21 protein-coding genes and 1 tRNA gene are annotated in these 25,873 nt (G+C 72.0%); 9 read left to right on the forward strand and 13 right to left on the reverse strand.

Translation table 11 applies throughout. The features are described 5' to 3' along the window. Window positions 1–31 precede the first annotated feature (31 nt). The 7 genes from ACF1BN_RS15410 to ACF1BN_RS15440 all read left to right on the forward strand — a co-directional run bounded on the left by ACF1BN_RS15410 (window position 32) and on the right by ACF1BN_RS15440 (window position 8,963). Complete coding sequence (locus tag ACF1BN_RS15410; protein WP_392332116.1) at window positions 32–1,906, forward strand: PQQ-binding-like beta-propeller repeat protein; 1,875 nt, start codon at window positions 32–34, stop codon at window positions 1,904–1,906. A gap of 13 nt (window positions 1,907–1,919) precedes the next feature. Then, on the forward strand, window positions 1,920–3,812 hold the full coding sequence (locus tag ACF1BN_RS15415; protein ID WP_392332117.1) for a PQQ-binding-like beta-propeller repeat protein: 1,893 nt from the start codon (window positions 1,920–1,922) through the stop codon (window positions 3,810–3,812). Between the two features lie 182 nt (window positions 3,813–3,994). Next, window positions 3,995–4,678 (forward strand): LuxR C-terminal-related transcriptional regulator, encoded by a 684-nt coding sequence (locus ACF1BN_RS15420; protein ID WP_392332118.1) that lies wholly within the window; start codon window positions 3,995–3,997, stop codon window positions 4,676–4,678. 103 nt (window positions 4,679–4,781) lie between these two features. After that, the gene (galT, locus tag ACF1BN_RS15425; RefSeq protein WP_392332119.1) at window positions 4,782–5,825 is read left to right on the forward strand and encodes a galactose-1-phosphate uridylyltransferase; all 1,044 of its coding nucleotides are present in this window, start codon (window positions 4,782–4,784) and stop codon (window positions 5,823–5,825) included. Then, entirely contained in the window at window positions 5,822–6,814 is a 993-nt protein-coding gene (gene galE, locus ACF1BN_RS15430) for a UDP-glucose 4-epimerase GalE (protein ID WP_392332120.1), read from the forward strand. Before galT ends, galE begins: the two co-directional genes overlap by 4 nt. After that, window positions 6,811–7,950 carry a galactokinase gene (galK, locus tag ACF1BN_RS15435; protein ID WP_392332121.1) on the forward strand — a complete coding sequence of 380 codons (1,140 nt, stop codon included), beginning with the start codon at window positions 6,811–6,813 and terminating at the stop codon, window positions 7,948–7,950. The genes galE and galK overlap by 4 nt, the downstream gene beginning before the upstream one ends. Window positions 7,951–8,192: 242 nt before the next feature. Beyond that, on the forward strand, window positions 8,193–8,963 hold the full coding sequence (locus ACF1BN_RS15440; protein WP_392332301.1) for a LuxR C-terminal-related transcriptional regulator: 771 nt from the start codon (window positions 8,193–8,195) through the stop codon (window positions 8,961–8,963). Here ACF1BN_RS15440 and ACF1BN_RS15445 read toward each other — a convergent pair. Next, on the reverse strand, window positions 8,922–9,419 hold the full coding sequence (locus tag ACF1BN_RS15445) for a MarR family winged helix-turn-helix transcriptional regulator (RefSeq protein WP_030494707.1): 498 nt from the start codon (window positions 9,417–9,419) through the stop codon (window positions 8,922–8,924). The genes ACF1BN_RS15440 and ACF1BN_RS15445 overlap by 42 nt on opposite strands. Before the next feature lie 161 nt (window positions 9,420–9,580). Here ACF1BN_RS15445 and ACF1BN_RS15450 point away from each other — a divergent pair, with 161 nt between their 5' ends. Next, complete coding sequence (locus ACF1BN_RS15450; RefSeq protein ID WP_392332122.1) at window positions 9,581–10,417, forward strand: trans-aconitate 2-methyltransferase; 837 nt, start codon at window positions 9,581–9,583, stop codon at window positions 10,415–10,417. A gap of 70 nt (window positions 10,418–10,487) precedes the next feature. Here the strand turns inward: ACF1BN_RS15450 and ACF1BN_RS15455 are convergent, their stop codons facing one another. From ACF1BN_RS15455 to ACF1BN_RS15470, 4 genes are all read right to left on the reverse strand, one after another. Next, entirely contained in the window at window positions 10,488–12,170 is a 1,683-nt protein-coding gene (locus ACF1BN_RS15455; protein ID WP_392332123.1) for an FG-GAP repeat domain-containing protein, read from the reverse strand. 216 nt (window positions 12,171–12,386) lie between these two features. Next, complete coding sequence (locus ACF1BN_RS15460; RefSeq protein ID WP_392332124.1) at window positions 12,387–14,081, reverse strand: FG-GAP repeat domain-containing protein; 1,695 nt, start codon at window positions 14,079–14,081, stop codon at window positions 12,387–12,389. Between the two features lie 229 nt (window positions 14,082–14,310). Continuing rightward, window positions 14,311–15,003 carry a TetR/AcrR family transcriptional regulator gene (locus ACF1BN_RS15465; RefSeq protein WP_392332302.1) on the reverse strand — a complete coding sequence of 231 codons (693 nt, stop codon included), beginning with the start codon at window positions 15,001–15,003 and terminating at the stop codon, window positions 14,311–14,313. Continuing rightward, window positions 15,003–15,986 (reverse strand): acyl-CoA desaturase, encoded by a 984-nt coding sequence (locus ACF1BN_RS15470; protein WP_392332125.1) that lies wholly within the window; start codon window positions 15,984–15,986, stop codon window positions 15,003–15,005. Before ACF1BN_RS15470 ends, ACF1BN_RS15465 begins: the two co-directional genes overlap by 1 nt. 238 nt (window positions 15,987–16,224) lie before the next feature. Between ACF1BN_RS15470 and ppc the strand changes: the two genes are divergently transcribed. Continuing rightward, window positions 16,225–18,954 (forward strand): phosphoenolpyruvate carboxylase, encoded by a 2,730-nt coding sequence (ppc, locus tag ACF1BN_RS15475; RefSeq protein WP_392332126.1) that lies wholly within the window; start codon window positions 16,225–16,227, stop codon window positions 18,952–18,954. 72 nt (window positions 18,955–19,026) lie between these two features. On the opposite strand, the gene ACF1BN_RS15480 is transcribed toward ppc, so the two are convergent. From ACF1BN_RS15480 to ACF1BN_RS15515, 8 genes are all read right to left on the reverse strand, one after another. Next, on the reverse strand, window positions 19,027–20,001 hold the full coding sequence (locus ACF1BN_RS15480) for an LPXTG cell wall anchor domain-containing protein (RefSeq protein WP_392332127.1): 975 nt from the start codon (window positions 19,999–20,001) through the stop codon (window positions 19,027–19,029). 143 nt (window positions 20,002–20,144) lie between these two features. Beyond that, the gene (locus ACF1BN_RS15485; RefSeq protein ID WP_392332128.1) at window positions 20,145–20,588 is read right to left on the reverse strand and encodes a hypothetical protein; all 444 of its coding nucleotides are present in this window, start codon (window positions 20,586–20,588) and stop codon (window positions 20,145–20,147) included. Between the two features lie 61 nt (window positions 20,589–20,649). After that, window positions 20,650–21,246 (reverse strand): aminoacyl-tRNA hydrolase, encoded by a 597-nt coding sequence (gene pth, locus ACF1BN_RS15490; protein WP_392332129.1) that lies wholly within the window; start codon window positions 21,244–21,246, stop codon window positions 20,650–20,652. 87 nt (window positions 21,247–21,333) lie between these two features. Beyond that, a complete protein-coding gene (locus tag ACF1BN_RS15495) occupies window positions 21,334–21,930 on the reverse strand; it encodes a 50S ribosomal protein L25/general stress protein Ctc (RefSeq protein WP_392332130.1) in 597 nt (198 codons plus the stop codon). A 257-nt stretch (window positions 21,931–22,187) separates the two neighbouring features. Continuing rightward, the gene (locus ACF1BN_RS15500; RefSeq protein WP_030494695.1) at window positions 22,188–23,162 is read right to left on the reverse strand and encodes a ribose-phosphate diphosphokinase; all 975 of its coding nucleotides are present in this window, start codon (window positions 23,160–23,162) and stop codon (window positions 22,188–22,190) included. A gap of 121 nt (window positions 23,163–23,283) precedes the next feature. Next, window positions 23,284–24,771 carry a bifunctional UDP-N-acetylglucosamine diphosphorylase/glucosamine-1-phosphate N-acetyltransferase GlmU gene (gene glmU, locus ACF1BN_RS15505; protein ID WP_392332131.1) on the reverse strand — a complete coding sequence of 496 codons (1,488 nt, stop codon included), beginning with the start codon at window positions 24,769–24,771 and terminating at the stop codon, window positions 23,284–23,286. Window positions 24,772–24,881: 110 nt separating this feature from the next. After that, a tRNA-Gln gene (locus ACF1BN_RS15510) sits at window positions 24,882–24,958 on the reverse strand. Window positions 24,959–24,971: 13 nt separating this feature from the next. Further along, window positions 24,972–25,829: a hypothetical protein gene (locus ACF1BN_RS15515; RefSeq protein ID WP_392332132.1), complete on the reverse strand. Its 858-nt coding sequence runs from the start codon at window positions 25,827–25,829 to the stop codon at window positions 24,972–24,974. Window positions 25,830–25,873 lie beyond the last annotated feature (44 nt).

Below are 25,873 nucleotides of genomic sequence, written 5' to 3' on the forward strand. Positions count from 1 at the left end.
AAACCCGCTCACAGCCAAGGGGGAAGCGCTGATGACCCAGCCGCCCAGCAACCAGCCGCCGGGGGGCTTCGGAGCTCCCCAGGATCCGAACCAGGGTGGCACGCCGCCCGTCCCGCCGCAGATGCCCGGACAGCCGCCGCAGATGCCGCCCGCGCCTCCGCAGCAGCCCCCGGCCCAGCCGCCGCAGGGCCAGCAGCCCCCGGCCCAGCCGCCGCAGGGCGGGCCCGGATACGGCTACCCGCAGCAGGCGCCGCAGCCGGGGCCGTACGGCTACCCGCAGCAGCCGCAGCAGGGCCCGTACGGCCAGCAGCCGCAGCAGCCCGGGCCCTACGGCCAGCAGCCGGGGCCGTACGGGCAGCAGCCCGGCCCCTACGCCGGCTACCCGGGCCAGACGCAGCCGATGTACCCGCCCGCTCCCGCCCCCTCCGGCGGCTCCGGCGGTCCGTCCAGGAACCGCACGGTGCTCGTCGCGGCCGTCGCCGCGGCCGTGGTCGCCGTCGCCGCCGTCACCACCTGGGCCGTCGTCGGCAAGGGCGACGACGACAAGCCGACCGTCGCGAACCCGACGTCGAGCGCCTCCACCGGCGCCACCTCGGCGCCGCCGCAGCCGACCGAGTCCGAGTCCGAGGGCGGGGGCGAGGACGGTTCCGGCGGCGACAAGGGCGGCACGGACGACCTCAACGCGGCCCGCGAGGCGGGCGAGGCGAAGGTCAACTTCCTCACCACCAACGACGTCGACCTGCCCCGCAACGGCTCCGAGGTCTTCGGGCCCTGGATCGTCGGCGACACCGTGGTCAAGGCGATGTACAAGGGCGTCGCCGGCTACAGCCTCGCCGACGGCAGCAAGAAGTGGCAGGTCGACGTCCCCTTCAAGCTGTGTGCGACCCCGGCGCAGCCGAGCGCCGGCGGCCTGATGGTCTTCGGGTACGAGGAGAGCGCCAAGGACGGCGCCAAGTGCTCGATGCTCCAGCAGATCGACCTGAAGACCGGCAAGGCGGGCTGGAAGAAGGCCGTCCCGAAGCCGACCGGCCTCTTCGCCTTCTCCGACAACACCCTCGCCATCGGCGGCAACACGGTGACGGCGGCCGGCAGCAGCAGCGCCTACGGCTTCTCCCTCACCGACGGCCGCCAGGTCTTCACCGGCCCCACCGGCGACTGCAAGCCGTACGCGTACGCCGGCGACGCCACCAAGCTGATCGCGGCCAGCCAGTGCCGCACGGGCGACGTGAACAAGGAGCAGCACACGGTCAGCGAGGTCGACCCCAACACGGGCAAGGCCAAGTGGACCTACAAGCTGGCCCTCACCTGGGAGGTCGACAAGGTCTACTCGGTGAATCCGCTGGTCGTCTCCGCCTTCCAGCGCGAGCAGAAGAAGTGGTCGGTCGTCGCGCTCAACCCGAACGGCTCCGTGCGCTCCCAGATCCAGGGCGGCAAGGACAAGTTCGCGCCGCGCTGCGGCGGCGGCCTCGTCATCTTCGGCCGCAACCTCCAGGGCTGCACGGGTGTCGCCGCGGCCGGTGACACCTTCTACATGGCGACCGACGCCTCCTACGGCACCTCCAACGAGGTCGTCGCCTTCGACCTCAGGAACGGCAAGCCCAAGTGGCGTTCCAAGGCGCCCGAGGAGCAGCAGATGACGCCGCTGCGCATGGAGGGCGGCGAGGTCCTGGTCTACGTCGCGCCCAAGTACGACAAGGGCGGCGCGGTCGCGACGATCGCCCCGGCCGGCGGCGCGCCCAAGATCCTCCTCAAGCACCCGGTGTCGGTCTCGCAGATCGAGAGCGGCTTCTTCAGCGCCGGCTACGCCTACGGCGGCGGCACGTTCGTGGTGGCGGCGGGGCGCGTCTCGGCGTCCAGCGACGCCGAGGAGAAGGAGATCAAGACGATGATGGGCTTCAGCAAGTGAGGTACGCGGACCGATGACCCAGCCACCCCCTCCGCCGCCGAACCAGCCGCCCGGCGGGTTCCCGCCGCCGGACCAGCCCCCGAACCAGCCGCCCGGCGGTTACCCGCCGCCCCCGGCGGCGGGTGGCTTCGGTGCCCCGCAGGACCCGGCCCAGGGCGGCCAGGGCCAGGCCCACGGCGGCTTCGGCGCGCCGACGCCCCCGCCGCAGGGGCAGCCGGGCTACGGCTACCCGCAGGCCCCGCAGCAGGCCCCGCAGTCCGGCTACGGATACCCGGAGCAGCAGGCCCCGCAGCCCGGCTACGGGTACCCGGAGCAGCAGGCCCCGCAGCCGGTGCCGCCGCCGTACGGCTATCCGACCCAGCCCCAGCAGCCGTACGGCTATCCGACCGCGCCCCAGCAGCACCTCCCGGTGCCTCCGCCGGGCGGCCGGAAGAAGCTGTCGGCGCAGGCGATGATCATCGTCGCGGCGGTCGTGGCCGTCGCGCTGATCGTCGGCGGCGGCGTCTGGTACGCCAACTCCGGCTCGGACGAGCCGACGGACGCCAAGCCCGCGGGCGGCACCAGCCAGAGCCCGAACGGCGGCGGCGGTGAGGCCACGACCGGCGGCAGCGGGCTCGGCGGCAACGGCAAGGAGAAGCCGGGCGCGGACACCGGCGCGAGCCTGGCCTTCCGCATCGACGTGCCGAAGGTCCCCGACACCACGCCCGTCGACGGCTCCTGGCTCACCGACAGGACGTACGTGAAGACGGGCGTCAACTCGGTGGTCGGCTACGACATCGCCACGGGCGCGGTCTCCTGGACGATCCCGCTGGCCGGCCAGGTCTGCGGCGCGTCCCGGCACATGACCGCCGACCACAAGGTGCCGATCCTCTTCGAGGAGTCCAAGCGCGTCGCGCCCCGCTACTACCAGAGCTGCAACCAGGTCGGCATGCTCGACCTGAACACCGGCAAGCTGCTCTGGTCCGCCTCGGTCGGCGGCGGCGGTGACCAGAAGGCCCGCTTCAGCGAGGTGACGCTCAGCGGCGCCACCGTCGCGGCCGGCGGCACCGACGGCGGCGCGGCCTTCGACGCGGCCACCGGCAAGGTCCGCTGGAAGCCGCAGTCCGACGACCAGAACTGCTTCGACATGGGCTACGGCGGCGGCGCCGGGCTCGTCGCGGTCCGCAAGTGCGGCAAGTACGGCGCCCAGAGCATCCTGGTGCAGAACCTGGACCCGGTCTCGGGCAAGCCGCTCTCGCAGTACAAGATGCCGTCCGGCGTGCAGTACGCGTCGATCGTCTCGACCAAGCCGCTGGTCGTCGCGGCCAATGTCGGCGACGCCGCCGACGACGGCAGCAGCATCTCGGACTTCTTCTCCATCGACGAGAAGACCGGGAAGCTCCGCACCAAGATCACGGCCAACGCCGACCGCTACGCGGCCGAGTGCGGCGCCACCTCGGTGGAGGAGTGCCGGCAGGTCCTCGTCGGCGACGACCGGCTCTACGTGCCGACCGAGGAGCACGACGGCTCGACCGGCGAGTACAGCGACGAGACCAACGAGATCATCGCGTTCGACCTCGCCACCGGCCGGACCGCGCCGGAGAAGGCCGACGCGGGCGACGGGTACACGCTGATGCCGCTGCGCATGGACGGCGGCGACATCATCGCGTACAAGGCGGGTCCGTACGACAAGGGCGGGCAGATCGTCTCCGTCAACGCGGGCACGATGAAGGAGACCCTGCTCATGGCGACCCCCTCGGACAAGGGGAACCGGGACATCGTGAGCAGCTTCTCCCTCACCGGCGCCGAACTCCTCTACGCCGACGGCCGGTTCTTCATCGGGGCCACCTACGCGAACAAGGCGCGGGAGTCCGAGAGCTCCTACGGCAAGAAGTACCACGCGGTGTCGTTCAGCACGAAGGGCTGACCCCGCGACCGCCCGCGCGAAGGGCCTCCCCGGACGACCGGGGAGGCCCTTCGCGCACGTGCGGGGGGACCGGTCCTCCTTTCGGGCGACCGAGGTTGACGGGCCGTGGGGCGGGGGAGCGTGTAGCTTGCCGGGTCAGGGGTGCCGGGGGACGGCGGGCCCGGGGGATGGGGGATGACGGGATGGGCGTACGGCTCGTGGTCGTGGACGACCACCGCCTGCTCGCGGAGGCGCTCGCCTCGGCACTGAAGCTGCGCGGGCACCGGGTGCTCGCGGCGGCCGCGCCGACGGCGGGGGCGGCGGAGGTCGTGGTGGGCCGGGCGCCGGAGGTCTGCCTCTTCGGCACGGCCGCGCCGGCCGCGCCCGGTGCCTTCGAACCGGTCGCGCGGATCAAGCGGGAGCGCCCGCAGGTGGCCGTGGTGGTGCTGGGCCCCGTGCCGTCGCCGCGCGGGATCGCGGCGGCCTTCGCGGCCGGGGCGTCCGGGTACGTCCGGCACGACGAGCGGATCGAGGGCGTCGAGCGGGCGCTGATGAAGGCCAGGGCGGGGGAGGCGGCGGTGGCGCCGCAGCTGCTCGCGGGGGCCTTCGCCGAGCTGCTGAATCCGGCGGCGCAGCCGGACGACGAGGCGCAGCGGCTGCTGCGGCTGCTGACCCACCGGGAGGTGGAGGTGCTGGTGCGGGTCGCGGAGGGGGAGGACACCCGGCTGATCGCGGCGGGCATGGGGATCGCGCCGAGCACGGCGCGGACGCATGTGCAGCGGGTGCTGATGAAGCTGGGGGTCGGTTCGCGTCTCGAGGCGGCGGCGCTGGCGGCCCGGACGGGCCTGCTGGAGCGGGCGGTGCCGGGGCAGCGCAAGCGGTACTGAGGTCCCGTCCGGGCGGGTGGGGGTGCCTCGCCATTGACTCCGATGTTTGATTGTGGTTCTTTGTGCGTGGTTCTGTTTGTTCGCGCGCCCGGAGGGCACCCCCGTGAAGAAGACCGCCACCACGCTCGCCGACGGGCGCGAGCTCATCTACTACGACACGCGCGACGACGCCGTGCGCACCGCCGCCGACCCGCGCCCGCTCACCCCCGTCACCTCCCGCTCGGAGATCCGGTACGACGAGCTGACGGGCGACCACGTCGCCGTCGCCTCCCACCGGCAGAGCCGCACCTACCTCCCGCCGGCCGACGCCTGCCCGCTCTGCCCCGCCCGCGCCGGGCACGAGAGCGAGATCCCCGAGGAGGACTACGAGGTCGTGGTCTTCGAGAACCGCTTCCCCTCCCTTTCGGGCGGTGTCGGACGCTGCGAGGTCGTCTGCTTCACCGACGACCACACCTCCTCCTTCGCCGACCTCACCGAGGAGCGGGCCCGGCTCGTCCTCGACGCCTGGACCGACCGCACCGCCGAGCTCTCCGCCCTGCCCGGCGTCGAGCAGGTCTACTGCTTCGAGAACCGGGGGCGGGAGATCGGCGTCACGCTGCCCCACGCGCACGGCCAGATCTACGCCTTCCCGTACGTCACGCCCCGCACCGCCCTGACGCGCCGCCGCGCCGACGAGCACCGCCGGGCCACCGGCCGCAACCTCTTCGACGACCTCGTCGCGCGCGAACGCGCCGACGCCGAGCGGGTGGTCCTGGAGACCGGGCACTGGATCGCCTTCGTCCCCTACGCCGCCCGCTGGCCGTACGAGGTCCACCTCCACCCCACCCGGCGGGTGCCCGACCTGCTCGCCCTCGACGAGGCCGCGCGGACAGAGTTCCCACAGGTCTATCTGGAACTCTTGAGGCGCTTCGACCGGATCTTCGGCCCGGCGGAGCCGCCCACGCCCTACATCGCCGCCTGGCACCAGGCGCCGTTCACGGACGAGCGGCGGGAGGAGTTCGGACTGCACCTGGAGCTGTTCACCGTCCGGCGTGCTCCCGGGAAGCTGAAGTTCCTCGCCGGCACCGAGTCCGGTGCGGGCGCGTTCATGAACGACATCCGGCCGGAGGACGCGGCCCGGCGCATCCGAGAGGTGGCAAGCGCATGACGACTTCCAGGAAGTACCTGGTCACGGGCGGGGCGGGCTATGTGGGCAGCGTGGTCGCCGCCCACCTCCTGGAGCGGGGCCACCGGGTCACCGTCCTCGACGACCTCTCCACCGGCTTCCGGGAGGGCGTCCCCGCGGGCGCCGAGTTCATCGAGGGCCGGATCCAGGACGCCGCCCGGTGGCTCGACGGCTCCTACGACGGGGTCCTGCACTTCGCCGCCTTCTCGCAGGTCGGCGAGTCCGTCGCCAAGCCGGAGAAGTACTGGGAGAACAACGTCGGCGGCACCCTCGCCCTGCTCGCCGCCCTGCGCGCGGCCGGCGTCCGCAAGCTGGTCTTCTCCTCCACCGCCGCCACCTACGGCGAGCCGGAGACCGTGCCGATCACCGAGTCGGCGCCGACCGCCCCCACCAGCCCCTACGGGGCGAGCAAGCTGGCCGTCGACCACATGATCACCGGCGAGTGCGCCGCCCACGGACTCGCCGCCGCCTCCCTGCGCTACTTCAACGTCGCCGGGGCGTACGGAGAACTCGGCGAGCGCCACGAGCCCGAGTCGCACCTCGTCCCGCTCGTCCTCCAGGTCGCCCTCGGCCGCCGCGAGGCCATCTCCGTGTACGGCGACGACTACCCCACCGCCGACGGCACCTGCGTTCGCGACTACATCCACGTCGCCGACCTCGCCGAGGCCCACGTCCTCGCCCTGGACGCCATGACGGAGGGCACCGTGCCCGCCGGCGAGCACCTGATCTGCAACCTCGGCAACGGCAACGGCTTCTCCGTCCGCGAGGTGATCGAGACCGCCCGCGAGGTCACCGGCCACGCGATCCCGGAGCTCGCCGCCGCCCGCCGCCCCGGCGACCCCGCCGTCCTCGTCGCCTCCGCCGACACCGCCCGCGAGCGGCTCGGCTGGATCCCGTCCCGCCCCGACCTGGCGGACGTCGTCGCCGACGCCTGGGCCTTCGCCCGGCAGAGAGAAGGAGCCCGCCCGTGAACGTCGCCGCCGACTTCGAGGCGCTGTACGGCACCGCGCCCGACGGTGTCTGGGCCGCCCCCGGGCGGGTCAACCTCATCGGGGAGTACACCGACTTCAACGACGGCTTCGTGCTGCCGCTCGCCCTGCCGCACACCACCGTCGCCGCCGTCTCCCGCCGCGACGACGGCGTCCTGCGCCTGCACTCGGCGGACATCGACGGCGGGGTCGTCCAGCTCGACGTCGACGCCCTCGAACCGCTCGCCGGCGGTGGCTGGGCCGCCTACCCGGCCGGCGTCGTCTGGGCGCTGCGGGCGGCCGGGCACCCGGTGACCGGTGCCGACGTCCACCTCACCTCCACCGTGCCGACCGGCGCCGGGCTCTCCTCCTCGGCCGCCCTGGAGGTCGTCACCGCCCTGGCCCTGAACGACCTCTTCGGCCTCGGTCTGACCCGCCCCGAACTGGCCCGGACCGCCCAGCTCGCCGAGAACGCCTTCGTCGGCGTGCCCTGCGGCGTGATGGACCAGATGGCCTCCGCCTGCGCCGAGGAGGGCCACGCCCTCCACCTGGACACCCGGGACCTGGCGTACCGGCAGGTGCCCTTCGACCTCGCAGCCGAGGGACTGGCGCTGCTGGTCGTCGACACCCGCGTGAAGCACGCGCTCGGCGACGGCGCGTACGCCGAGCGACGCGCCGGTTGTGAAGCGGGCGCGCGGGCGCTCGGAGTGCGCGCCCTGCGCGACGTGGACGCCGCGCATCTGCCCGCCGCGCTCGACCGCCTGGGCGACGAGACGGTTCGGCGGTACGTCCGTCACGTGGTCTCGGACAACGACCGGGTGGTCCGGGTGATCGGCCTGCTCGACGCCGGCGAGACCCGCGCGATCGGCCCGGTCCTCACCGAGGGCCACGCCTCGCTCCGCGACGACCTGCGGGTCTCCTGCCCGGAGCTGGATCTGGTGGTGGAGGCGGCGAACGCGGCCGGCGCGTTCGGCGCCCGGATGACCGGCGGCGGTTTCGGCGGCTCCGCCGTGGTGCTGGTCGAGGCGGACCGGGCGGAGGAGATCGGCGCGGCGGTCCGGAAGGCGTTCGCCGGCGCCGGGTACGCGGAGCCGGGTGTCTTCCCCGCGGTCCCTTCGGCGGGCGCCCGCCGACTCTGACCCCGTTCGGCCACACGTACGGTCGACTTCGGACACTTCCGCCAATCGGCCCCCACCGTGCCGCCCCGCCCCTACTCTGTGGGCAGCGCCGGTGGGGGCCGGTGCCGTTCAGGGGGCGAGACCCGTCGGGTACGGCGCCGGGAGCGGGGTAGCGATCAGGGCACGGCGGCGGCCGTGCGCCCGACGGACCCGCCCCCGGCGCCGTACCGCGCCGGTCTCTCCTCGACACTTGGGGGTTGTCCGTGGCACGAATCCGGGTCCTGGTGGTGGACGACCACCGCGTCTTCGCCGAGTCGCTGGCGGCCGCGCTCGCGGCAGAGCCGGACGTCGACGTCGCCGCCGCGGGCAGCGGTCCCGCCGCCCTGCGCTGCCTCGACCGGGGGGTCGCGGAGGGGCGCCGCTTCGACGTGCTGCTCGTCGACGCCGACCTGGGTGTGGCGCCCGCGGCCTCGCCGGTCGCCTCGAACGGGCCGGAGGGCGAGCCCGCCGTGGACGGGATCTCGCTGGTCGCGGGGGTGCGGAAGGCGCAGCCCGCGGTGCGCGCGGTGGTGCTGGCCGAGCGGGACGACGCCGGCAGGGCCGCGCTCGCGCTCCAGGCGGGGGCCTCCGGCTGGGTGGCGAAGGACTGCTCGCTCCAGCGGCTGCTCGCCGTGGTCCGCGGGGTGCTGCGGGACGAGACGCATCTGCCGCCGGCGCTGCTGACGGGGGTGCTGCGGGAGCTGACGGCGGCCCGGAAGCACCGGACGGACAGCGAGCGCCTGGTGGAGTCGCTGACCCCGCGCGAGCGGGAGGTGCTGCGCTGCATGGTGGCGGGTCTGGGCCGGAAGGCGGTGGCGGAGCGGCTCTTCCTCTCCCCGCACACGGTCCGTACGCACATGCAGAACGTGCTGGGGAAGCTGGGCGTCCACTCGACGCTGGCGGCGGTGGCCCTGGCCCGCCGCGCGGGCGTGGGCCCGGCGCCGCTGCCGGAACTAGCCGGGAACGTTGTCGAACGGGGCGGTCAGCCGGCGTAGCAGGGCGGCGAGTTCGGCGCGCTGCGGACGGGAGAGCTGGGCGAGGATGGCCCGCTCCTGGGCGAGCAGTCCGGCCAGCGCCTCGTCGGCGCGGTCGCGCCCCTCGGGGGTGAGCCGGACCAGGACCCCGCGCCGGTCGCTGGGGTCGGGCAGCCGCTCGACCAGGCCCTTCTTGGTGAGCCGGTCGATGCGGTTGGTCATGGTGCCGGAGGTCACCAGGGTCTGGGTGAGGAGCTGGCCGGGGGAGAGCTGGTACGGGGCTCCGGCGCGGCGCAGCGAGGTGAGGACGTCGAACTCCCAGGGCTCCAGCTGGTGCTCCGAGAAGGCGAGCCGGCGGGCGCGGTCGAGGTGCCGGGCCAGCCGGGAGACGCGGCTGAGGACCTCCAACGGTTCCACGTCGAGGTCCGGGCGCTCACGGCGCCATGCAGCGACCAGACGGTCGACCTCGTCCTCCATGTCGATCAGTGTAGTGGGTCTGTTGACATAAAGTCTCTTGCATTCGAGTTTCTTGATATCATGTATCTCGACATCAAGATATATTTGGCCGGGCAGTGGGGAAGGACCCGGCCGGAACCGGTTCCGTTTGGCCGACTCTCGCCTGCAAGGGAGCTTCGAACATGCATTCCGTGGACTCCGTCGCCGCACCGGTGTGGGACCCGGCGCAGTACCTCCGCCACTCCACCCACCGCACCCGCCCCTTCCTCGATCTCCTCCACCGAATACCCCGCCTTCCCCACCCCGACCGCCCCGCCCGCATCGCCGACCTCGGCTGCGGCCCCGGCAACGTCACCGCCCTCCTCGCCGACCGCTGGCCCGACGCCCACATCACCGGCTACGACCTCTCGCCCGAGATGCTCGAACAGGCCGAGAAGGACTGGGCCGGCAGCACCCCCGGAGGCGGCTGGATCGACTTCCGCCCCGCCGACGCCGCCCACTGGACCCCCGGCGAGCCCTACGACCTCATCGTGTCCAACGCGGCCCTCCAGTGGGTCCCCGACCACCCCGAGTCCTTCGCCCGCTGGATCGACGGCCTCCGCCCCGGCGGCACCCTCGCCTTCCAGGTCCCCGGCAACTTCACCTCCCCCAGCCACGCCCTCCTCGGCGAGCTCTGCGCCCTCCCCGAGTGGCGCGCGCGCCTCGCCGGCCAGGGCCGCCGCTTCGTCCACATCCTCGAACCCGCCGACTACCTCGCCCGCCTCACCGGCCTCGGCTGCGAGACCGACGTCTGGGAGACCGTCTACTGCCAGCTCCTCCAGGGCGAGGACGCCGTCCTCGACTGGGTCAAGGGCACCGCCCTGCGCCCGGTCCTGACCGCCCTCGGCGACGACCCGCCGGCCGCCGAGGCCTTCCTCGCCCAGTACCGCGACCTGCTGCGCGAGGCCTACCCCGCCGGCCCGCACGGCACGGTCTTCCCCTTCCGCCGCGTCTTCGCGGTCGCCCGCAGGCCGAACTGACCCTCCGGCGAACGGGAACGCCCCGCACCGGAATCCTCCGGTGCGGGGCGTTCCCGTTCGCCGTGAGGCGTCAGGAGAAGGTGTTGTAGATCTGGTAGCCGGGGCCGACCGGCGTCGCCTTGGAGAACGTGTTCGGCTTGGTGCCGAGGTAGCGGAGCAGGTTGCCGTTGCCGGCGACGGCGAGCAGGTCGCCCTTGCCGTCGGCGTTCAGGTCGCCGGGGGCGGCCAGGTGCTTGTACGCGTTCCAGCCGCTCCCGATCTTGTACCGGGACTTGAACGGCGACGTCGCGTTGCCGGTGCCCGGGTACAGGTACAGGTCGCCGCCGGTGGTGCGGGCGAGGAGGTCGTTGCGGCCGTCACCGGTGTAGTCGCCCGCACCGAGGATGGTGTTGTACGCACCCCATCCGGAGCCGATCCGGATGCGCGAGGAGAGCTTCGCGCCCGTGCCGTCGCCCTTGTACAGGTACAGGACACCGGAGCGGTCCCGGGCGAGCAGGTCGCCCTTGCCGTCGCCGCTCAGGTCGCCGGGGCCGACGATGCTGTTGTAGACCTGCCAGCCGCTGCCGATCTCCTGGCCCTCGATGGTCAGCACGCCGTCGAACACCACGGAGACGTCCGAGAGGCCGTCCGGGGTCATCGAGGAGAGGTGGGCGTAGTTGATGCCCTTGAACAGGCCCGGGGCCTCGAACAGGTCCTGGCGCGGGTACAGGCCGCCCTTGGTGTTGTTGGCGTACCACCACAGCGTGCCCGCGGAGTCGCGTCCGATGACGCCTTCCTTGCCGGTGTAAGGGTTGCTGCCGGCGCCCGCGAACTGGGCGATGCCGGCCCAGTCGCCGGTGTCGCCGACCTTCTGGCGGGTGTTCAGCGTGCCGTTGCCCTTGGCCGTGTACAGGTACAGCGTGCCGTTGTTGTCGCGGGCCCAGAGGTCGCCGCCGCCGGCGGGCATGATCTGGTTGTAGTCGTTCCAGCCGCCGCCGATGGACACGCGGCCGGCGAACGGCTTGGTGTTGACGCCGGTGCCGGCGTACCACCACAGGGTGCCGGAGGTGTCGCGGGCGTACAGGTCGGCCCGGCCGTCGCCGTTGCCGTCGCCGAGGCCGACCAGCTGGTCGTAGACGCCCCAGCCGGGGCCGACGAGGATGCGGCCGCCGAGCGGCTTGGCCAGGTTGCCGGTGGCCAGGTACAGGTACAGCTGGCCGTCGAAGGTGCGGGCGAGCACGTCGGCCCGGCCGTCGTTGTTCACGTCACCGGGCGACGTGATCTTGTTGTAGATCTGCCAGCCGCCTCCCACGCGGTACTCGTACGGGGTGCCGTTCGCGGCGGCGTCCTGGTACAGGGTGAGCGTGCCGTCCTCGGAGACGACCAGCACCTCGGGCTCGGAGGTGTAGCCGCCCTGCTGGCCGATCGGGACGATGTCCTTGGCGACACCCTCCTCGAAGCGGTACAGCTCGAACGGCTCCGCGGAGAGGTCCGAGTACAGCTCGCCGTCGACGGTGCGGAAGATGAGGTCGTCGAGACCGTCACCGTCCAGGTCCGACAGCGGCAGGGAGCCGGCCTCGGCGTTCTGCGCACCGGCGCGGGCACCGTCCTGGGCGGGGCGGACCAGCTTCGGAGGCGTGAAGGACGGGGCCTTCTTCTCGGCCTTGACGACCGGGGCCGGGGTCTCGGCGGAGGCCGGCGTCGCCAGCAGCATGCCGGCGGAGAGGGCGAGAGCGGTGCACGCGGCGACGCGGCGGCCACGCCCGGAGAACATGGAACGCAAAGAGATCCCCCCCTGGGGAACGAAGAAAGGTGGACCCGGACGGGTTCGCGGCGCCTTCGCACGTGCTCTGACGTGCGAGGGGCGAACATCCGACCGGATGTGTGCGTGAGTGTAACCCGCCCCGCCGACAAGGACGCGAACGGATTTCGAACAGTGCCCCGCACCGGGAATCCCGGTGCGGGGCAACGCCGTTCGGGACCGGAAGGGTCAGAAGAGCGTGTTGTAGATGCCGAAGCCCGTGGCGAGCTGCGTGCGCGGGGAGAACCTGCCCGGCGCGGTGTTCATGTAGCGGTACAGCGTGCCGCCGGACGTGACGGCCAGCAGGTCCGCCTTGCCGTCGGCGTTCAGGTCGCCGGGGGCGGCGATCTGCTGGTACGCGCCCCAGCCGCCGCCGATCTTCACCCGGCCCTTGAACGGCGCGCTCGCGCTGCCCGTGCCCGCGTACAGGTACAGGTCGCCGGAGGTGGTGCGGGCCAGCAGGTCCGTCCGGCCGTCACCGGTGTAGTCGCCGGCGCCGACCAGCTTGTTGTACGTGCTCCACCCGTCGCCGACCCGGACCCGGGAGGCGAACGCGGTGGCGTGGCCGTTGCCCTCGTACAGGTACAGGACGCCGGAGCGGTCCCGGGCGAGCAGGTCGCCCTTGCCGTCGCCGCTCAGGTCACCGGGGCCGACCAGGGCGTTGTAGACGCCCCAGCCCGAACCGATGGTGTTCCCGTTGACGCCGAGACGGCCCTCGTAGGCCCAGCCGAAGTCGGAGTGGCCGTCCCCGTCGAGCGAGGAGGGGTGGAAGACCGTGACGTCGCTCCACCCGCCGTCCTCGCTCAGCTGGTCCCGGGCGGTCAGGACGCCCCGGGTGGTGGCGCCGTACCAGTACAGGTTGCCGGCGTGGGTCCGGGCCATCACGGCCGCCTTGCCCGTGTGCGGGATGCTGCCGGAGTTCGCGAACTGCGCGACGCCCGCCCAGCCGCCCGTCGCGCTCGCCTTGCGGCGCGGCGACAGGGTGCCGTTGCCCCGGGGGTCGTACAGGTACACCGTGCCGGTGTTGTCGCGGGCGACGACGGCGCCGCTGCCCGCCCACGCGATCTGGTTGTACGTGTTCCAGCCCTGGCCGATCGCCCGCCGGCCGGCGAACGGACGGCTCAGGTTGCCGGTGGCGGCGTAGAACCACAGGCGGCCGGTGGTGTCGCGGGCGTACAGGTCGCCCTTGCCGTCGCCGTTGGCGTCGCCGACGCCGACCAGCTGGTCGTAGACGCCCCAGCCGCCGCCGATCCGCTTCCGGGTGGAGAGCGGGCCGGTCATGTGGCCGGTGCCCAGGTACACGTACAGCTCACCGGCGTGGGTGCGGGCGAGGACGTCGGCGCGGCCGTCGCCGTTGAGGTCGCCGGGGGAGAAGACCTTGTTGTAGATCTGCCAGCCGGTGCCGACCCGCCACTCCCCGTCGTAGCTGTCGCGGTGGGCGTCCTGGTACATCGTCAGGGTGCCGGTCCCGGACAGCACGAGCACCTCGGGACGGCTGTTGTTGCCGCCCTGGTTGCCGATCGGGATGACGTCCTTGGCGACCTCGGTGCGGCTCGTCAGGAACTCCGCGCCGCCGCCGTCGGACAGCGACGAGTACAGCTTGCCGTCCATGGCGCGGAAGATGACGTCCTCCCAGCCGTCGCTGTTCAGGTCCGCGAGCGGCCGGGTGTCACCCGTGGCGCCCGCGGCGGAGGCGCGGCCGGTGCCCTGCGGCACGGTGTAGGACCGGCCGGGCAGCTCGACGGAGGCGGTCGGCTGCGCGACCGGGGGAGCCGGCACGGGCGTGCCGGCCGAAGCGGGGGTCGCCAGCAGCATGCCGGCGGCGAGGGCGAGCGCGGTGCACGCGGAGACGCGGCGGGCGCGCCCGGAGAATACGGAACGCAAAGTGATCCCCCCCTGGGGAACGTGAGAACAGGTACCGAGGACAGGGCTCCGCACCACCTCCGCACGGCACACGAGGGCCACGTGCGGAGGGCGAAACACCCTCCCCCGGATGTGGAGGGATCATAGCGTTGATCGTTGAGACGGCAACGAAGCTTTTCACGATCCCCCACCCGGGGACCGGACGGAAAAGGCCGGGTCCGGCGGACACCCGCCGGACCCGGCCGCGCGCTCAGTTCTTCCGGTGCCCTATCAGCCGCGGCTTCTGCTCCAGGCCGTCCAGGCCGTGCCACGCCAGGTTCACCAGGTGCGCCGCCACCTCGGCCTTCTTCGGCTTGCGCACGTCCAGCCACCACTGGCCCGTCAGCGCCACACTGCCGACCAGAGCCTGCGCGTACAGCGGCGCCAGCTTCGGGTCGAAGCCGCGCGCCTTGAACTCCAGGCCCAGGATGTCCTCGACCTGCGTCGCGATGTCACTGATCAGCGAGGCGAACGTGCCCGTCGACTGCGCCACCGGCGAGTCCCGGACCAGGATCCGGAAACCGTCCGTGTAGTTCTCGATGTAGTCGAGGAGCGCGAAGGCCGCCTGTTCGAGCAGCTCCCGCGGATGGCCGGCGGTCAGCGCCCCCGTCACCCCGTCCAGCAGCTGCCGCATCTCCCGGTCGACCACGACCGCGTACAGGCCCTCCTTGCCGCCGAAGTGCTCGTACACCACCGGCTTCGACACCCCGGCCTTCGCCGCGATCTCCTCCACCGACGTGCCCTCGAAACCCTTCTCGGCGAAGAGCGTGCGCCCGATGTCCAGCAGCTGCTCCCGGCGCTCCGCGCCGGTCATCCTCACCCGCCGGCTCCGCCGGGGCTTCGCCCCGGTACCGCCCGTACCGCTGGTGCTGCTGGAACCGCCGTCGATCGCCACGTCCTCCATCATGCCGCGTCGGCGGCCGCGGACCGGCGCCGGGCGTCGATACGCGACTGCGCCGGCCACCGCACGTCGTACGCCCAGCCCGCCTGCTCGAACCAGCGGATCAGCCGCGCGCTGGAGTCGACCTGCCCCCTCAGCACACCGTGCCGCGCCGACGTCGGATCCGCGTGGTGCAGGTTGTGCCAGGACTCGCCGCACGACAGCACCGCCAGCCACCACACGTTCCCCGACCGGTCACGCGACTTGAACGGACGCTTGCCCACCGCGTGACAGATCGAGTTGATCGACCACGTCACGTGGTGCAGCAGCGCCACCCGCACCAGCGAACCCCAGAAGAACGCGGTGAACGCGCCCCACCACGACCACGTCACCAGACCGCCCACCACCGGCGGGATCGCCAGCGAGACGATCGTCCACGGGATGAAGTTGCGCGAGATCCGCCGGATCGCCGCGTCCTTGATCAGATCCGGCGCGTACTTGTGCTGCGGCGTCCGCTCCTCGTCGAACATCCAGCCGATGTGCGCCCACCACAGGCCCTTCATCAGGGCCGGCACCGTCTCCCCGAACCGCCACGGCGAATGCGGGTCGCCCTCCGCGTCCGAGAACTTGTGGTGCTTGCGGTGGTCCGCCACCCAGCGCACCAGCGGCCCCTCGACCGCCAGCGACCCCATGATCGCCAGCGCGATCCGCAGCGGACGCTTCGCCTTGAACGAACCGTGCGTGAAGTAGCGGTGGAAGCCGATCGTGATGCCGTGGCAGCCGATGTAGTACATCGCCGTCATCAGCCCCAGATCCAGCCAGCTCACCCCCCATCCCCAGGCCAGCGGCACCGCCGCCAGCAGGGCCACGAAGGGCACCACGATGAACAGCGCCAGCGCGAGCTGCTCGACGGAACCCTTGCTGTCGCCGCCCAGCGTGGCGGAGGGCAGGGTCTGGACCGGATCGGTCGCCTCGGACGCCGAGGTGACCTCGGGGCTGATGGTCATGCGTGTCCCCTGGGGGGTGAGGGTGAGGGTATGTACGGTGCGGAACAGGCCGAGGCTACGGCTGCGTAACCTACGGCGACGTAAGTATGGCAGCGCGACGGCACCCGGCAAGAGGGCACAAGCGGGGGGCTGCCCGACGTCCAGGGAATGGACACCTATCCTGGGTGCGTCGGACAGCGCGGTCCGCAAGCCTCCAGAACCCTCCAGACGTGCTTGAACACTGCAAGGAGCCGCACCTGTGAGCAGTGCCGACCAGACTCCCACCACCAACGCCGAGCTGCGCGCCGACATCCGCCGACTGGGCGACCTCCTCGGCGAGACCCTCGTCCGCCAAGAGGGCCACGACCTCCTCGACCTCGTCGAGCGGGTCCGCAGCCTGACCCGAGAGGACGGCGACGCCGCGGCCGAGCTGCTCCGCGGCGTCGAGCTGGAGACGGCCGCCAAGCTCGTCCGCGCCTTCTCCACCTACTTCCACCTCGCCAACGTCACCGAGCAGGTCCACCGCGGCCGCGAGCTCCGGGAGAAGCGCGCCGCCGAGGGCGGCCTCCTGGCCCGCACCGCCGACATGCTCAAGGACGGCGACCCCGCCCACGTACGCGAGACGGTCAAGAACCTCAACGTGCGCCCGGTCTTCACCGCGCACCCCACCGAGGCCGCCCGCCGCTCCGTCCTCAACAAGCTCCGCCGCATCGGCGCCCTCCTGGAGGCGCCGGTCATCGAGGCCGACCGCCGCCGCCACGACCTCCGGCTCGCCGAGAACATCGACCTCATCTGGCAGACCGACGAACTCCGCGTCGTCCGCCCGGAGCCCGCCGACGAGGCCCGCAACGCCATCTACTACCTCGACGAGCTCCACGCCGACGCCGTCGGCGACGTCCTGGAGGACCTCGCCGCCGAACTGGAGCGCGTCGGCTACGAGCTCCCCTCCGGCACCCGCCCGCTCACCTTCGGCACCTGGATCGGCGGCGACCGCGACGGCAACCCCAACGTCACCCCCCAGGTGACCTGGGACGTCCTGATCCTCCAGCACGAGCACGGCATCACCGACGCCCTGGAGCTCATCGACTTCCTCCGCGGCCTGCTCTCCAACTCCATCCGCTACACCGGAGCCACCCAGGAACTCCTGGACTCCCTCCAGCGCGACCTGGACCTCCTCCCGGAGATCAGCCCCCGCTACAAGCGGCTCAACGCCGAGGAGCCGTACCGCCTCAAGACCACCTGCGTCCGCCAGAAGCTCCTCAACACCCGCGAACGCCTCGCGCACGGCACCCCCCACCAGGAAGGCCGCGACTACCTCGGCACCGCCGAGCTGATCCGCGACCTCACCCTCATCCAGACCTCCCTGCGCGAGCACCGCGGCGGCCTCTTCGCCGACGGGCGCATGGACCGCACCATCCGCACCCTCGCCGCCTTCGGCCTCCAGCTCGCCACCATGGACGTCCGCGAGCACGCCGACGCCCACCACCACGCCCTCGGCCAGCTCTTCGACCGACTCGGCGAGGAGTCCTGGCGGTACGCCGACATGCCCCGCGACTACCGGCAGCGGCTGCTCGCCAAGGAACTGCGCTCCCGCCGCCCCCTCGCCCCCACCCCGGCACCGCTCGACGAGGCCGGGCAGAAGACCCTCGGCGTCTTCCACACCATCAAGGAAGCCTTCGAGCGCTTCGGCCCCGAGGTCATCGAGTCCTACATCATCTCGATGTGCCAGGGCGCCGACGACGTCTTCGCCGCCACCGTCCTCGCCCGCGAGGCCGGCCTCATCGACCTCCACGCCGGCTGGGCCGAGATCGGCATCGTGCCGCTCCTGGAGACCACCGACGAGCTCCGCGCCGCCGACGTCATCCTCAACGACATGCTCGCCGACCCCTCCTACCGACGCCTCGTCGCGCTCCGCGGCGACGTCCAGGAGGTCATGCTCGGCTACTCGGACTCCTCCAAGTTCGGCGGCATCACCACCTCCCAGTGGGAGATCCACCGCGCCCAGCGGCGCCTGCGCGACGTCGCCCACCGGTACGGCGTCCGCCTCCGCCTCTTCCACGGCCGCGGCGGCACCGTCGGCCGCGGCGGCGGCCCCTCGCACGACGCGATCCTCGCCCAGCCCTGGGGCACCCTGGAGGGCGAGATCAAGGTCACCGAGCAGGGCGAGGTCATCTCCGACAAGTACCTCATCCCGTCGCTGGCCCGGGAGAACCTGGAGCTGACCGTCGCGGCCACCCTCCAGGCCTCCGCCCTGCACACGGCACCCCGCCAGTCCGACGAGGCCCTCGCCCGCTGGGACGCCGCGATGGACGTCGTCTCCGAAGCCGCCCACGCCGCCTACCGGGCCTTCGTCGAGGACCCCGACCTGCCGACGTACTTCCTCGCCTCCACGCCGGTCGACCAGCTCGCCGACCTGCACCTGGGCTCGCGGCCCGCCCGCCGCCCCGGCTCCGGCGTCTCGCTCGACGGTCTGCGCGCCATCCCGTGGGTCTTCGGCTGGACCCAGTCCCGCCAGATCGTCCCCGGCTGGTTCGGCGTCGGCTCCGGCCTCAAGGCACTGCGCGAGGCCGGTCTCGACGCGGTCCTCGGCGAGATGCACGAGCAGTGGCACTTCTTCCGCAACTTCCTCTCCAACGTCGAGATGACCCTCGCGAAGACGGACCTGCGGATCGCCCGCCACTACGTCGACACCCTCGTCCCCGACGAGCTCAAGCACGTCTTCGAGACGATCGAGGCCGAGCACGCGCTCACCGTGCAGGAGGTCCTCAAGGTCACCGGCGGCGAGAAGCTGCTCGACTCCCAGCCGGTCCTCCAGCAGACCTTCGCCATCCGCGACGCCTACCTGGACCCGATCTCCTACCTCCAGGTCGCCCTCCTCGCCCGCCAGCGCGCCGCCGTCGAGACCGGCGAGGACCCGGACCCGCTGCTCGCCCGGGCCCTGCTGCTCACGGTCAACGGCGTCGCCGCGGGCCTGCGCAACACCGGCTGACCCCCTCACCACGGCGAAGTGCCCCCACGGGAATCCCGTGGGGGCACTTCACGTCCTGAGCCCAGGGGTACGTCAGCCCTGCGCGGCCTTGCGGCGGCGCAGCACCAGGAACGCACCGGCCGCGGCGAGCGCGGCGGCGACACCGGCCATCACGCCGACCGGCGCGCTCGAACCGGTCTCCGCGAGGTTGCCCTCCTCGGAACCGCCCTTCGTGTCGGTCTCGCTGCCGGCGGCGGTCTCGCCCGTGGCGGCGTCGCCGCCGGTGGCGGTGGCAGTGCCTTCTCCGGTGGCCTCGCCGGTGCTCTCACCCGTGGTGGTCTCACCCGTGGTGGTCTCGCCGGTCGTGGTCTCGCCGGTGGTGGCGGTCCCGCCGGTGCTGGTCTCGCCGGTGGTGGCTTCGCCGGTGGTGGTCTCGCCGGTCGTCTCGCCGGTCGTCTCACCCGTGGTGGCCTCACCGGTGGTCGTCTCGCCGGTGGTGGTCTCACCGGTCGTCTCGCCCGTGGTGGTCTCACCGGTGGTCTCACCGGTCGTCGTCTCACCCGCGGTGGTCTCGCCGGTAGTCGTCTCACCGGTCGTCTCGCCGGTAGTCGTCTCACCGGTCGTCTCGCCGGTGGTCGTCTCGCCGGTGGTGCCGCCGGCCTCCTCCGCCGCGCACGTGTGCGACAGGTTGAAGAAGCCCTGCTTCACCTTGCCGTCGACGATCGCGACGGCGGAGGTCAGCTGGGCGCCGGCCGCGGACGCCACGTACGCGTGGTCGTCCTTCGGCGGGCCGAAGGAGGTGACCTCGATCGGGGCGCCGTTGTCGAACGTGACCGTCAGCTTGACGAAGTCCACGCCGCCGCCGGGGATCACGAAGTGCCACCCGTCCTGGTCGGCCGGGATCGTCTCGGGGCACTCGCCCTGCTGGAAGTCGGCCGCCTTGACCGGCGTCGACTGGTGCAGGGGGAGCTCGTACTCGCCGCCGGTCGCGAAGGCCGTCGGGGCCAGAGCGAGAGAACCCGCCATGGCCGCGACAAGCGTGGCGGCGGGGATCAGGGAGCGTCGCATGTGCAGTCGTCCATCTGTGGATGAGGGATGCCGTGGGGGGTGGCAGCGGACGCAGCCTATCCGTCGCTTTAAGCCACGCTTAACCCAGAGCTTCATAACAATCCCGCCAGGAACTGGTGGAATCCGGCCAGTCCCGGGCCGCCTCACAGCGTCAGGAACGCCGCCACCCACAGCGCCGCCCCCGCACCCGCCAGCGACCAGGCCGTCCGCCGCAGCCGCAGACCCCCCGCCAGCAGCGGCGCCGCCAGCACCAGCGCGCCGCCCAGCGGCAGCCACGCGTGCAGCCCGCCGCCCCAGCCGGTCCGCACCCCCTCGTCCGTCCCCGGCTTCACCACCACCGGGATCACCGCCCCCGGCCCCGCCGCCACCGACCGCTCGATCGTCAGCGTCCGACGGGGGGCTCCGGCGTCGTCCGGCGCGTACGCGCCGCTGCACATCTCGTCCGTGCAGCCCGCCACCGTCAGCGTCCCGTGCTCACGCCCCTTCGCCAGCAGGACGTGCTGCGCCGAACCCCACGACGCCCACACCCCCGCGACGACGAGCAGGACGGCGACGAGGACCATGGCGGCGTTGCGGACGTGCGTCATGACCCGCGATCGTACAGTCGTACGGCCGGAGGGCGACGCCCAGGAGCCGCCGGGAGCGACCTCAGGAGTTGTACGCCGACTGCGCCCGCTCCAGGCCCTCGGTCACCAGGCACTCCACCGCGTCCGCCGACCGGTCCACGAACCAGTCGAGCTCCTTGCGCTCCGTAGAGGAGAAGTCCTTCAGCACGAAGTCCGCCACCTGCATCCGGCCCGGCGGACGCCCGATCCCGCACCGCACCCGGTGATAGTCGGGACCCATCGACTTCGTCATCGACTTCAGGCCGTTGTGCCCGTTGTCCCCGCCGCCCAGCTTCAGCCGCAGCGTCGCGTAGTCGATGTCCAGCTCGTCGTGGACCGCCAGCACGTGCGCCGTCGGCACCTTGTAGAAGTCGCGCAGCGCCGTCACCGGACCGCCGGACAGGTTCATGTACGACATCGGCTTCGCCAGCACCACCCGCCGGTTCGCCGGACCCACCGGCCCCAGCCGGCCCTCGACGACCTGCGCCTGCGCCTTCTGCGCCCGCTTGAACTTCCCGCCGATCCGCTCCGCCAGCAGATCCACCACCATGAAGCCGATGTTGTGGCGGTTGCCCGCGTACTCCGGCCCCGGATTGCCCAGGCCGACGATCAGCCAGGGCGCGTTCGCGTCGTCGGTCATCGCCAACTCCTTGATCACAGGAAAAGAGAAACGGGGTGACGGGCCGTACGGCCCGTCACCCCGTCACGTCGGACAAGAGCCTACGGCTCAGGCCTCGGCGGCAGCCTCGTCGCCCTCGGCGGACTCCGCGGCCGGCTCCTCGGCCTGGGCGGCCAGGATCTGGATGACGACGGCCTCGGGGTCCGTCACCAGGGAGGTGCCCTTCGGCAGCGCGATGTCCTTGGCCTGGATCGAGTCACCGGCGGACAGGCCCTCGATGGAGACCGTGACGGACTCCGGGATGTGGGTGGCCTCGGCCTCGACGGAGAGCGTGTTCAGCACGTTCTCGACCAGGAAGGCGCCCGGGGCCAGGTCGCCCTCGGTCTCGACGACGATCTCGACGGTGACCTTCTCGCCGCGCTTCACGAGGAGGAGGTCGACGTGCTCCAGGCTGCCCTTCAGCGGGTCGCGCTGGGCGGCCTTCGGGATGGCCAGCTCGGAGCCCTTGCCCTCGATGTCCAGGGCCAGCAGGACGTTCGGGGTGCGCAGCGCCAGCGTGGTCTCGTGGGCCGGCAGCGTCAGGTGGACCGGGTCCGTGCCGTGACCGTAGAGAACGGCCGGAACGGCGGCGGCGCGGCGGATCTTGCGGGCGGCGCCCTTGCCGAACTCGGTGCGGACGGCGGCGGCGAGCTTCACCTCGGACATGTGCACTCCTCGTAGTGGTGGTGACGGTTGTGACTGTCACCCGGCCGCCGACTGGCGATGGCCTGCTACGAAGAGCGCGTCGATAACGGAGCGCCGACCCTGAACGGGCACAGCCTCCCTCGCCGAGCAACCTGAGCAGTCTACCCGGCAGCCCCCGGCCCCCCAAATGGATCACCCCGGGGGGTCCGGGGCGGCAACGCCCGAGGGCCGCCTCCCCCGAACGGGGAGACGGCCCTCGGTACGGAGACCGGTACGGCTCAGTGCTCCTCGAAGAGGCTCGTCACCGAACCGTCCTCGAACACCTCGCGCACCGCGCGCGCGATCGTCGGCGCGATCGACAGCACCGTGATCTTGTCCAGCTCCAGCGAACCCGGCACCGGCAGCGTGTCCGTGAACACGAACTCGCTCACCTTGGAGTTCTTCAGGCGGTCGGCCGCGGGACCCGAAAGGATGCCGTGCGTCGCCGTCACGATGACGTCCTCGGCGCCGTGCGCGAAGAGCGCCTCGGCCGCCGCGCAGATCGTGCCGCCGGTGTCGACCATGTCGTCCACCAGGACACAGACGCGGCCCTTCACGTCACCGACGACCTCGTGGACGGTCACCTGGTTGGCGACGTCCTTGTCACGGCGCTTGTGCACGATGGCCAGCGGCGCGTCCAGACGGTCGCACCAGCGGTCGGCGACCCGCACGCGGCCCGCGTCCGGGGAGACGATCGTCAGCTTCGAACGGTCGACCTTGCCGCCCACGTAGTCCGCCAGCACCGGCAGCGCCGACAGGTGGTCCACCGGGCCGTCGAAGAAGCCCTGGATCTGGTCCGTGTGCAGGTCCACGGTCAGGATCCGGTCCGCGCCGGCCGTCTTCATCAGGTCCGCCACCAGACGCGCCGAGATCGGCTCGCGGCCGCGGTGCTTCTTGTCCTGGCGGGCGTAGCCGTACGACGGCACGATCACGGTGATGCTCCGGGCCGAGGCCCGCTTCAGAGCATCGATCATGATCAGCTGCTCCATGATCCACTTGTTGATCGGAGCCGTGTGGCTCTGGATCAGGAAGCAGTCCGCGCCGCGCGCCGACTCCTGGAAGCGGACGTAGATCTCACCGTTGGCGAAGTCGAACGCCTTGGTCGGAACGAGACCGACACCCAGCTGGTGCGCGACCTCCTCGGCCAGCTCGGGGTGGGCGCGGCCGGAGAAGAGCATCAGCTTCTTCTCGCCGGTCGTCTTGATCCCGGTCACAGCACTGTCTCCTCAGACGTGTTCTCTGGCCGCAAGACCCGCGCTCCCGAGCGCGTGTGCGAACCAGCCGAATTTGTGTGCACGTATCACGGTACGCCTCGTTCGACGTACCTGTTTCCGGTCAGCTTTCGCCGGCGGACCCTTCCGAAGCCGCCTCGGCGGCCTGCGCCGCGGCGCTGCCGGGCCGCTTCCGGGCGACCCAACCCTCGATATTCCGCTGCTGGCCCCGCGCCACCGCCAGCGCGCCCGCCGGCACGTCCTTCGTGATCACGGACCCGGCGGCCGTGTAGACGCCGTCCCCGATGGTGATGGGAGCCACAAACATGTTGTCCGACCCGGTCCGGCAGTGCGACCCGATCGTGGTGTGGTGCTTCGCCTCGCCGTCGTAGTTCACGAAGACGCTCGCCGCGCCGATGTTCGTGTACTCGCCGATCGTCGCGTCACCCACGTAGGACAGGTGGGGGACCTTCGTCCCCTCGCCCAGCGTCGCGTTCTTCATCTCGACGTACGTGCCGGCCTTCGCCTTCGCGCCCAGCCGCGTGCCCGGACGCAGGTACGCGAACGGCCCCACGGAGGCGCCGTCGCCGATCACCGCGGACACCGCCACCGCGTTGTCCACCCGCGCGCCCCGGCCCACCGTGGTGTCCGTCAGCCGCGTGTTCGGACCGACCTCGGCGTCCTCGCCGACGTGCGTCGCGCCCAGCAGCTGCGTACCCGGGTGGATCACGGCGTCCGGCTCGAACGTCACGGTCACGTCCACCAGGACGGACGACGGGTCGACCACGGTCACGCCGGCCGTCATCGCCGCCGCGAGGAGACGCTGGTTCAGCAGCGTGCGGGCCTCGGCCAGCTGCACCCGGTTGTTGATCCCGAGGATCTCGCGGTGGTCGGCCGCGATGGACGCGCCGACCCGGTGCCCCGCCTCGCGCAGGATCGACAGCACGTCGGTGAGGTACTCCTCGCCCTGGCTGTTGTCCGTCCGCAGCTGCTTGATCGCCTCCGCGAGCAGCGCCCCGTCGAACGCGAACACCCCGGAGTTGATCTCCTTGATGTCCAGCTGCCCCGGCGAGGCGTCCTTGTGCTCGACGATCGCGGTCACGGCCCCGGTCGCCAGGTCCCGCACGATCCGCCCGTACCCGGTCGAGTCCGGCACCTCGGCGGTCAGCACGGTCACCGCGTTCCCGTCGCCGGCGTGCGTCTCCGCCAGCGACGCCAGCGTCGCGCCGGACAGCAGCGGGGTGTCACCGCACACCACGACCACGGTCCCCTCGGGCGCGGCGCCCAGCTCCTCCAGAGCCATCCGCACCGCGTGCCCGGTCCCGTTCTGCTCCTCCTGCACGGCGGTACGGGTCCCCGGGTACACCTCCTCCAGGTGCCCCCGCACCCGCTCCCGCGCGTGCCCCACGACCACGACGAGGTGCTCGGGCTCCAGCTCGCGCGCGGCGGACACGACGTGCCCGACGAGCGAACGCCCGGCGATCTCGTGCAGCACCTTGGGGGTCTTGGACTTCATGCGGGTGCCCTCACCCGCTGCGAGGACGACGACGGCTGCCAAGGGGGTCCCCCCTGTGCGAGCGGAGCCGAGAACTTGGGGGCGGTTGGCGCTCACGGATATGCCCTTCGGCTTTAGGTGGTGGACGCACGAAGGATACCGGGGGGTCGGGGGGCGGACATGAGGAAGGGCCCTGACCTGTGCGGTCAGGACCCGAACCTGATGGGCTCCCGGGGCAGGAGTCGAACCTGCGTCTTACCTGGATTCAAAGTCCAGTTGCCCCTGCCGACAGAGCAACCCGGGATGGCCTGGCCAGCCTACGCGGTTAGGCGTTGGGCCTCCACCATGCCAGACCACCAGCCCTCGATGCGCCGGTACAGCTCGGCTCCCTGCGCGACGCGAATGACCAGGCACCCCCGGTAGTCCTCGCCCACGTTCTTCCGGACGGTCTTGGGGTTGTGCTTCTTGATCGTCGTCTTCTGCAGCGCCGGGACGGGCACGCCGACCAGATCCGCCCAGTAGTGTTCGGCGGCTTCGACGTCCGCCGTCGCATGGATCATGACGCGATACGAGAGCCGTCCTCGTTCGACCTTCAGGAGGCGCAGCCAGGCGAGGTAGAGCTGGATGACTCCAGGGTCGCTGTTGACGAAGTTGACTGTTTCGCGGCGATCGTACGGCTCGTCCTTGGTGCCCTCTGCCCAGTAGAGCGCGACACCGGCCAGCAGTAGTTCGCGCTCGGACATCTCGCCGACGGTGCGGGCCGCATCGGCCTTGGTCGCGCGACGCCTCTCGTCCCGAACGGCGAGCTCGTGTTCCCAGCGCTTCCGATTGGCGAGGCGGGCCTGTTCGGCAGGGGGGCGTCGCTCCGGCTTCGGCAGGTCCCGGACCCACAGGCTGATCGAGCTCTTCGAGCAGCCGAGCTCGACCTGGATGCGGTCGTAGGTCATGCCCTGGAGGCGGAGCTCGCGGGCGCGCTCGCGGAGGTCGTCCTTGGCGCGGGGCCGCTTCGTCCAATCCGGTGGGGGTTCGCTTTCCAGCAGGCGGTTGAGGAGGTCGTTGTTGTGGACATGCAGCCGATCACGGATCTGGCGCCGGCTGAGGCCCTCGCGGCGGAGGGTCACCGCCTGCTCGCGCAGGCTCTCGAAGTCCGCGTAGCGGTTCAATTCCGAGGTCATGTGATGAGCGTCGTCCGGAATGCGGACTCTCGGGTCGAAAATCC

This window comes from Streptomyces sp. NPDC014861 (assembly GCF_043081625.1).
Classification (GTDB): Bacteria; Actinomycetota; Actinomycetes; order Streptomycetales; family Streptomycetaceae; genus Streptomyces.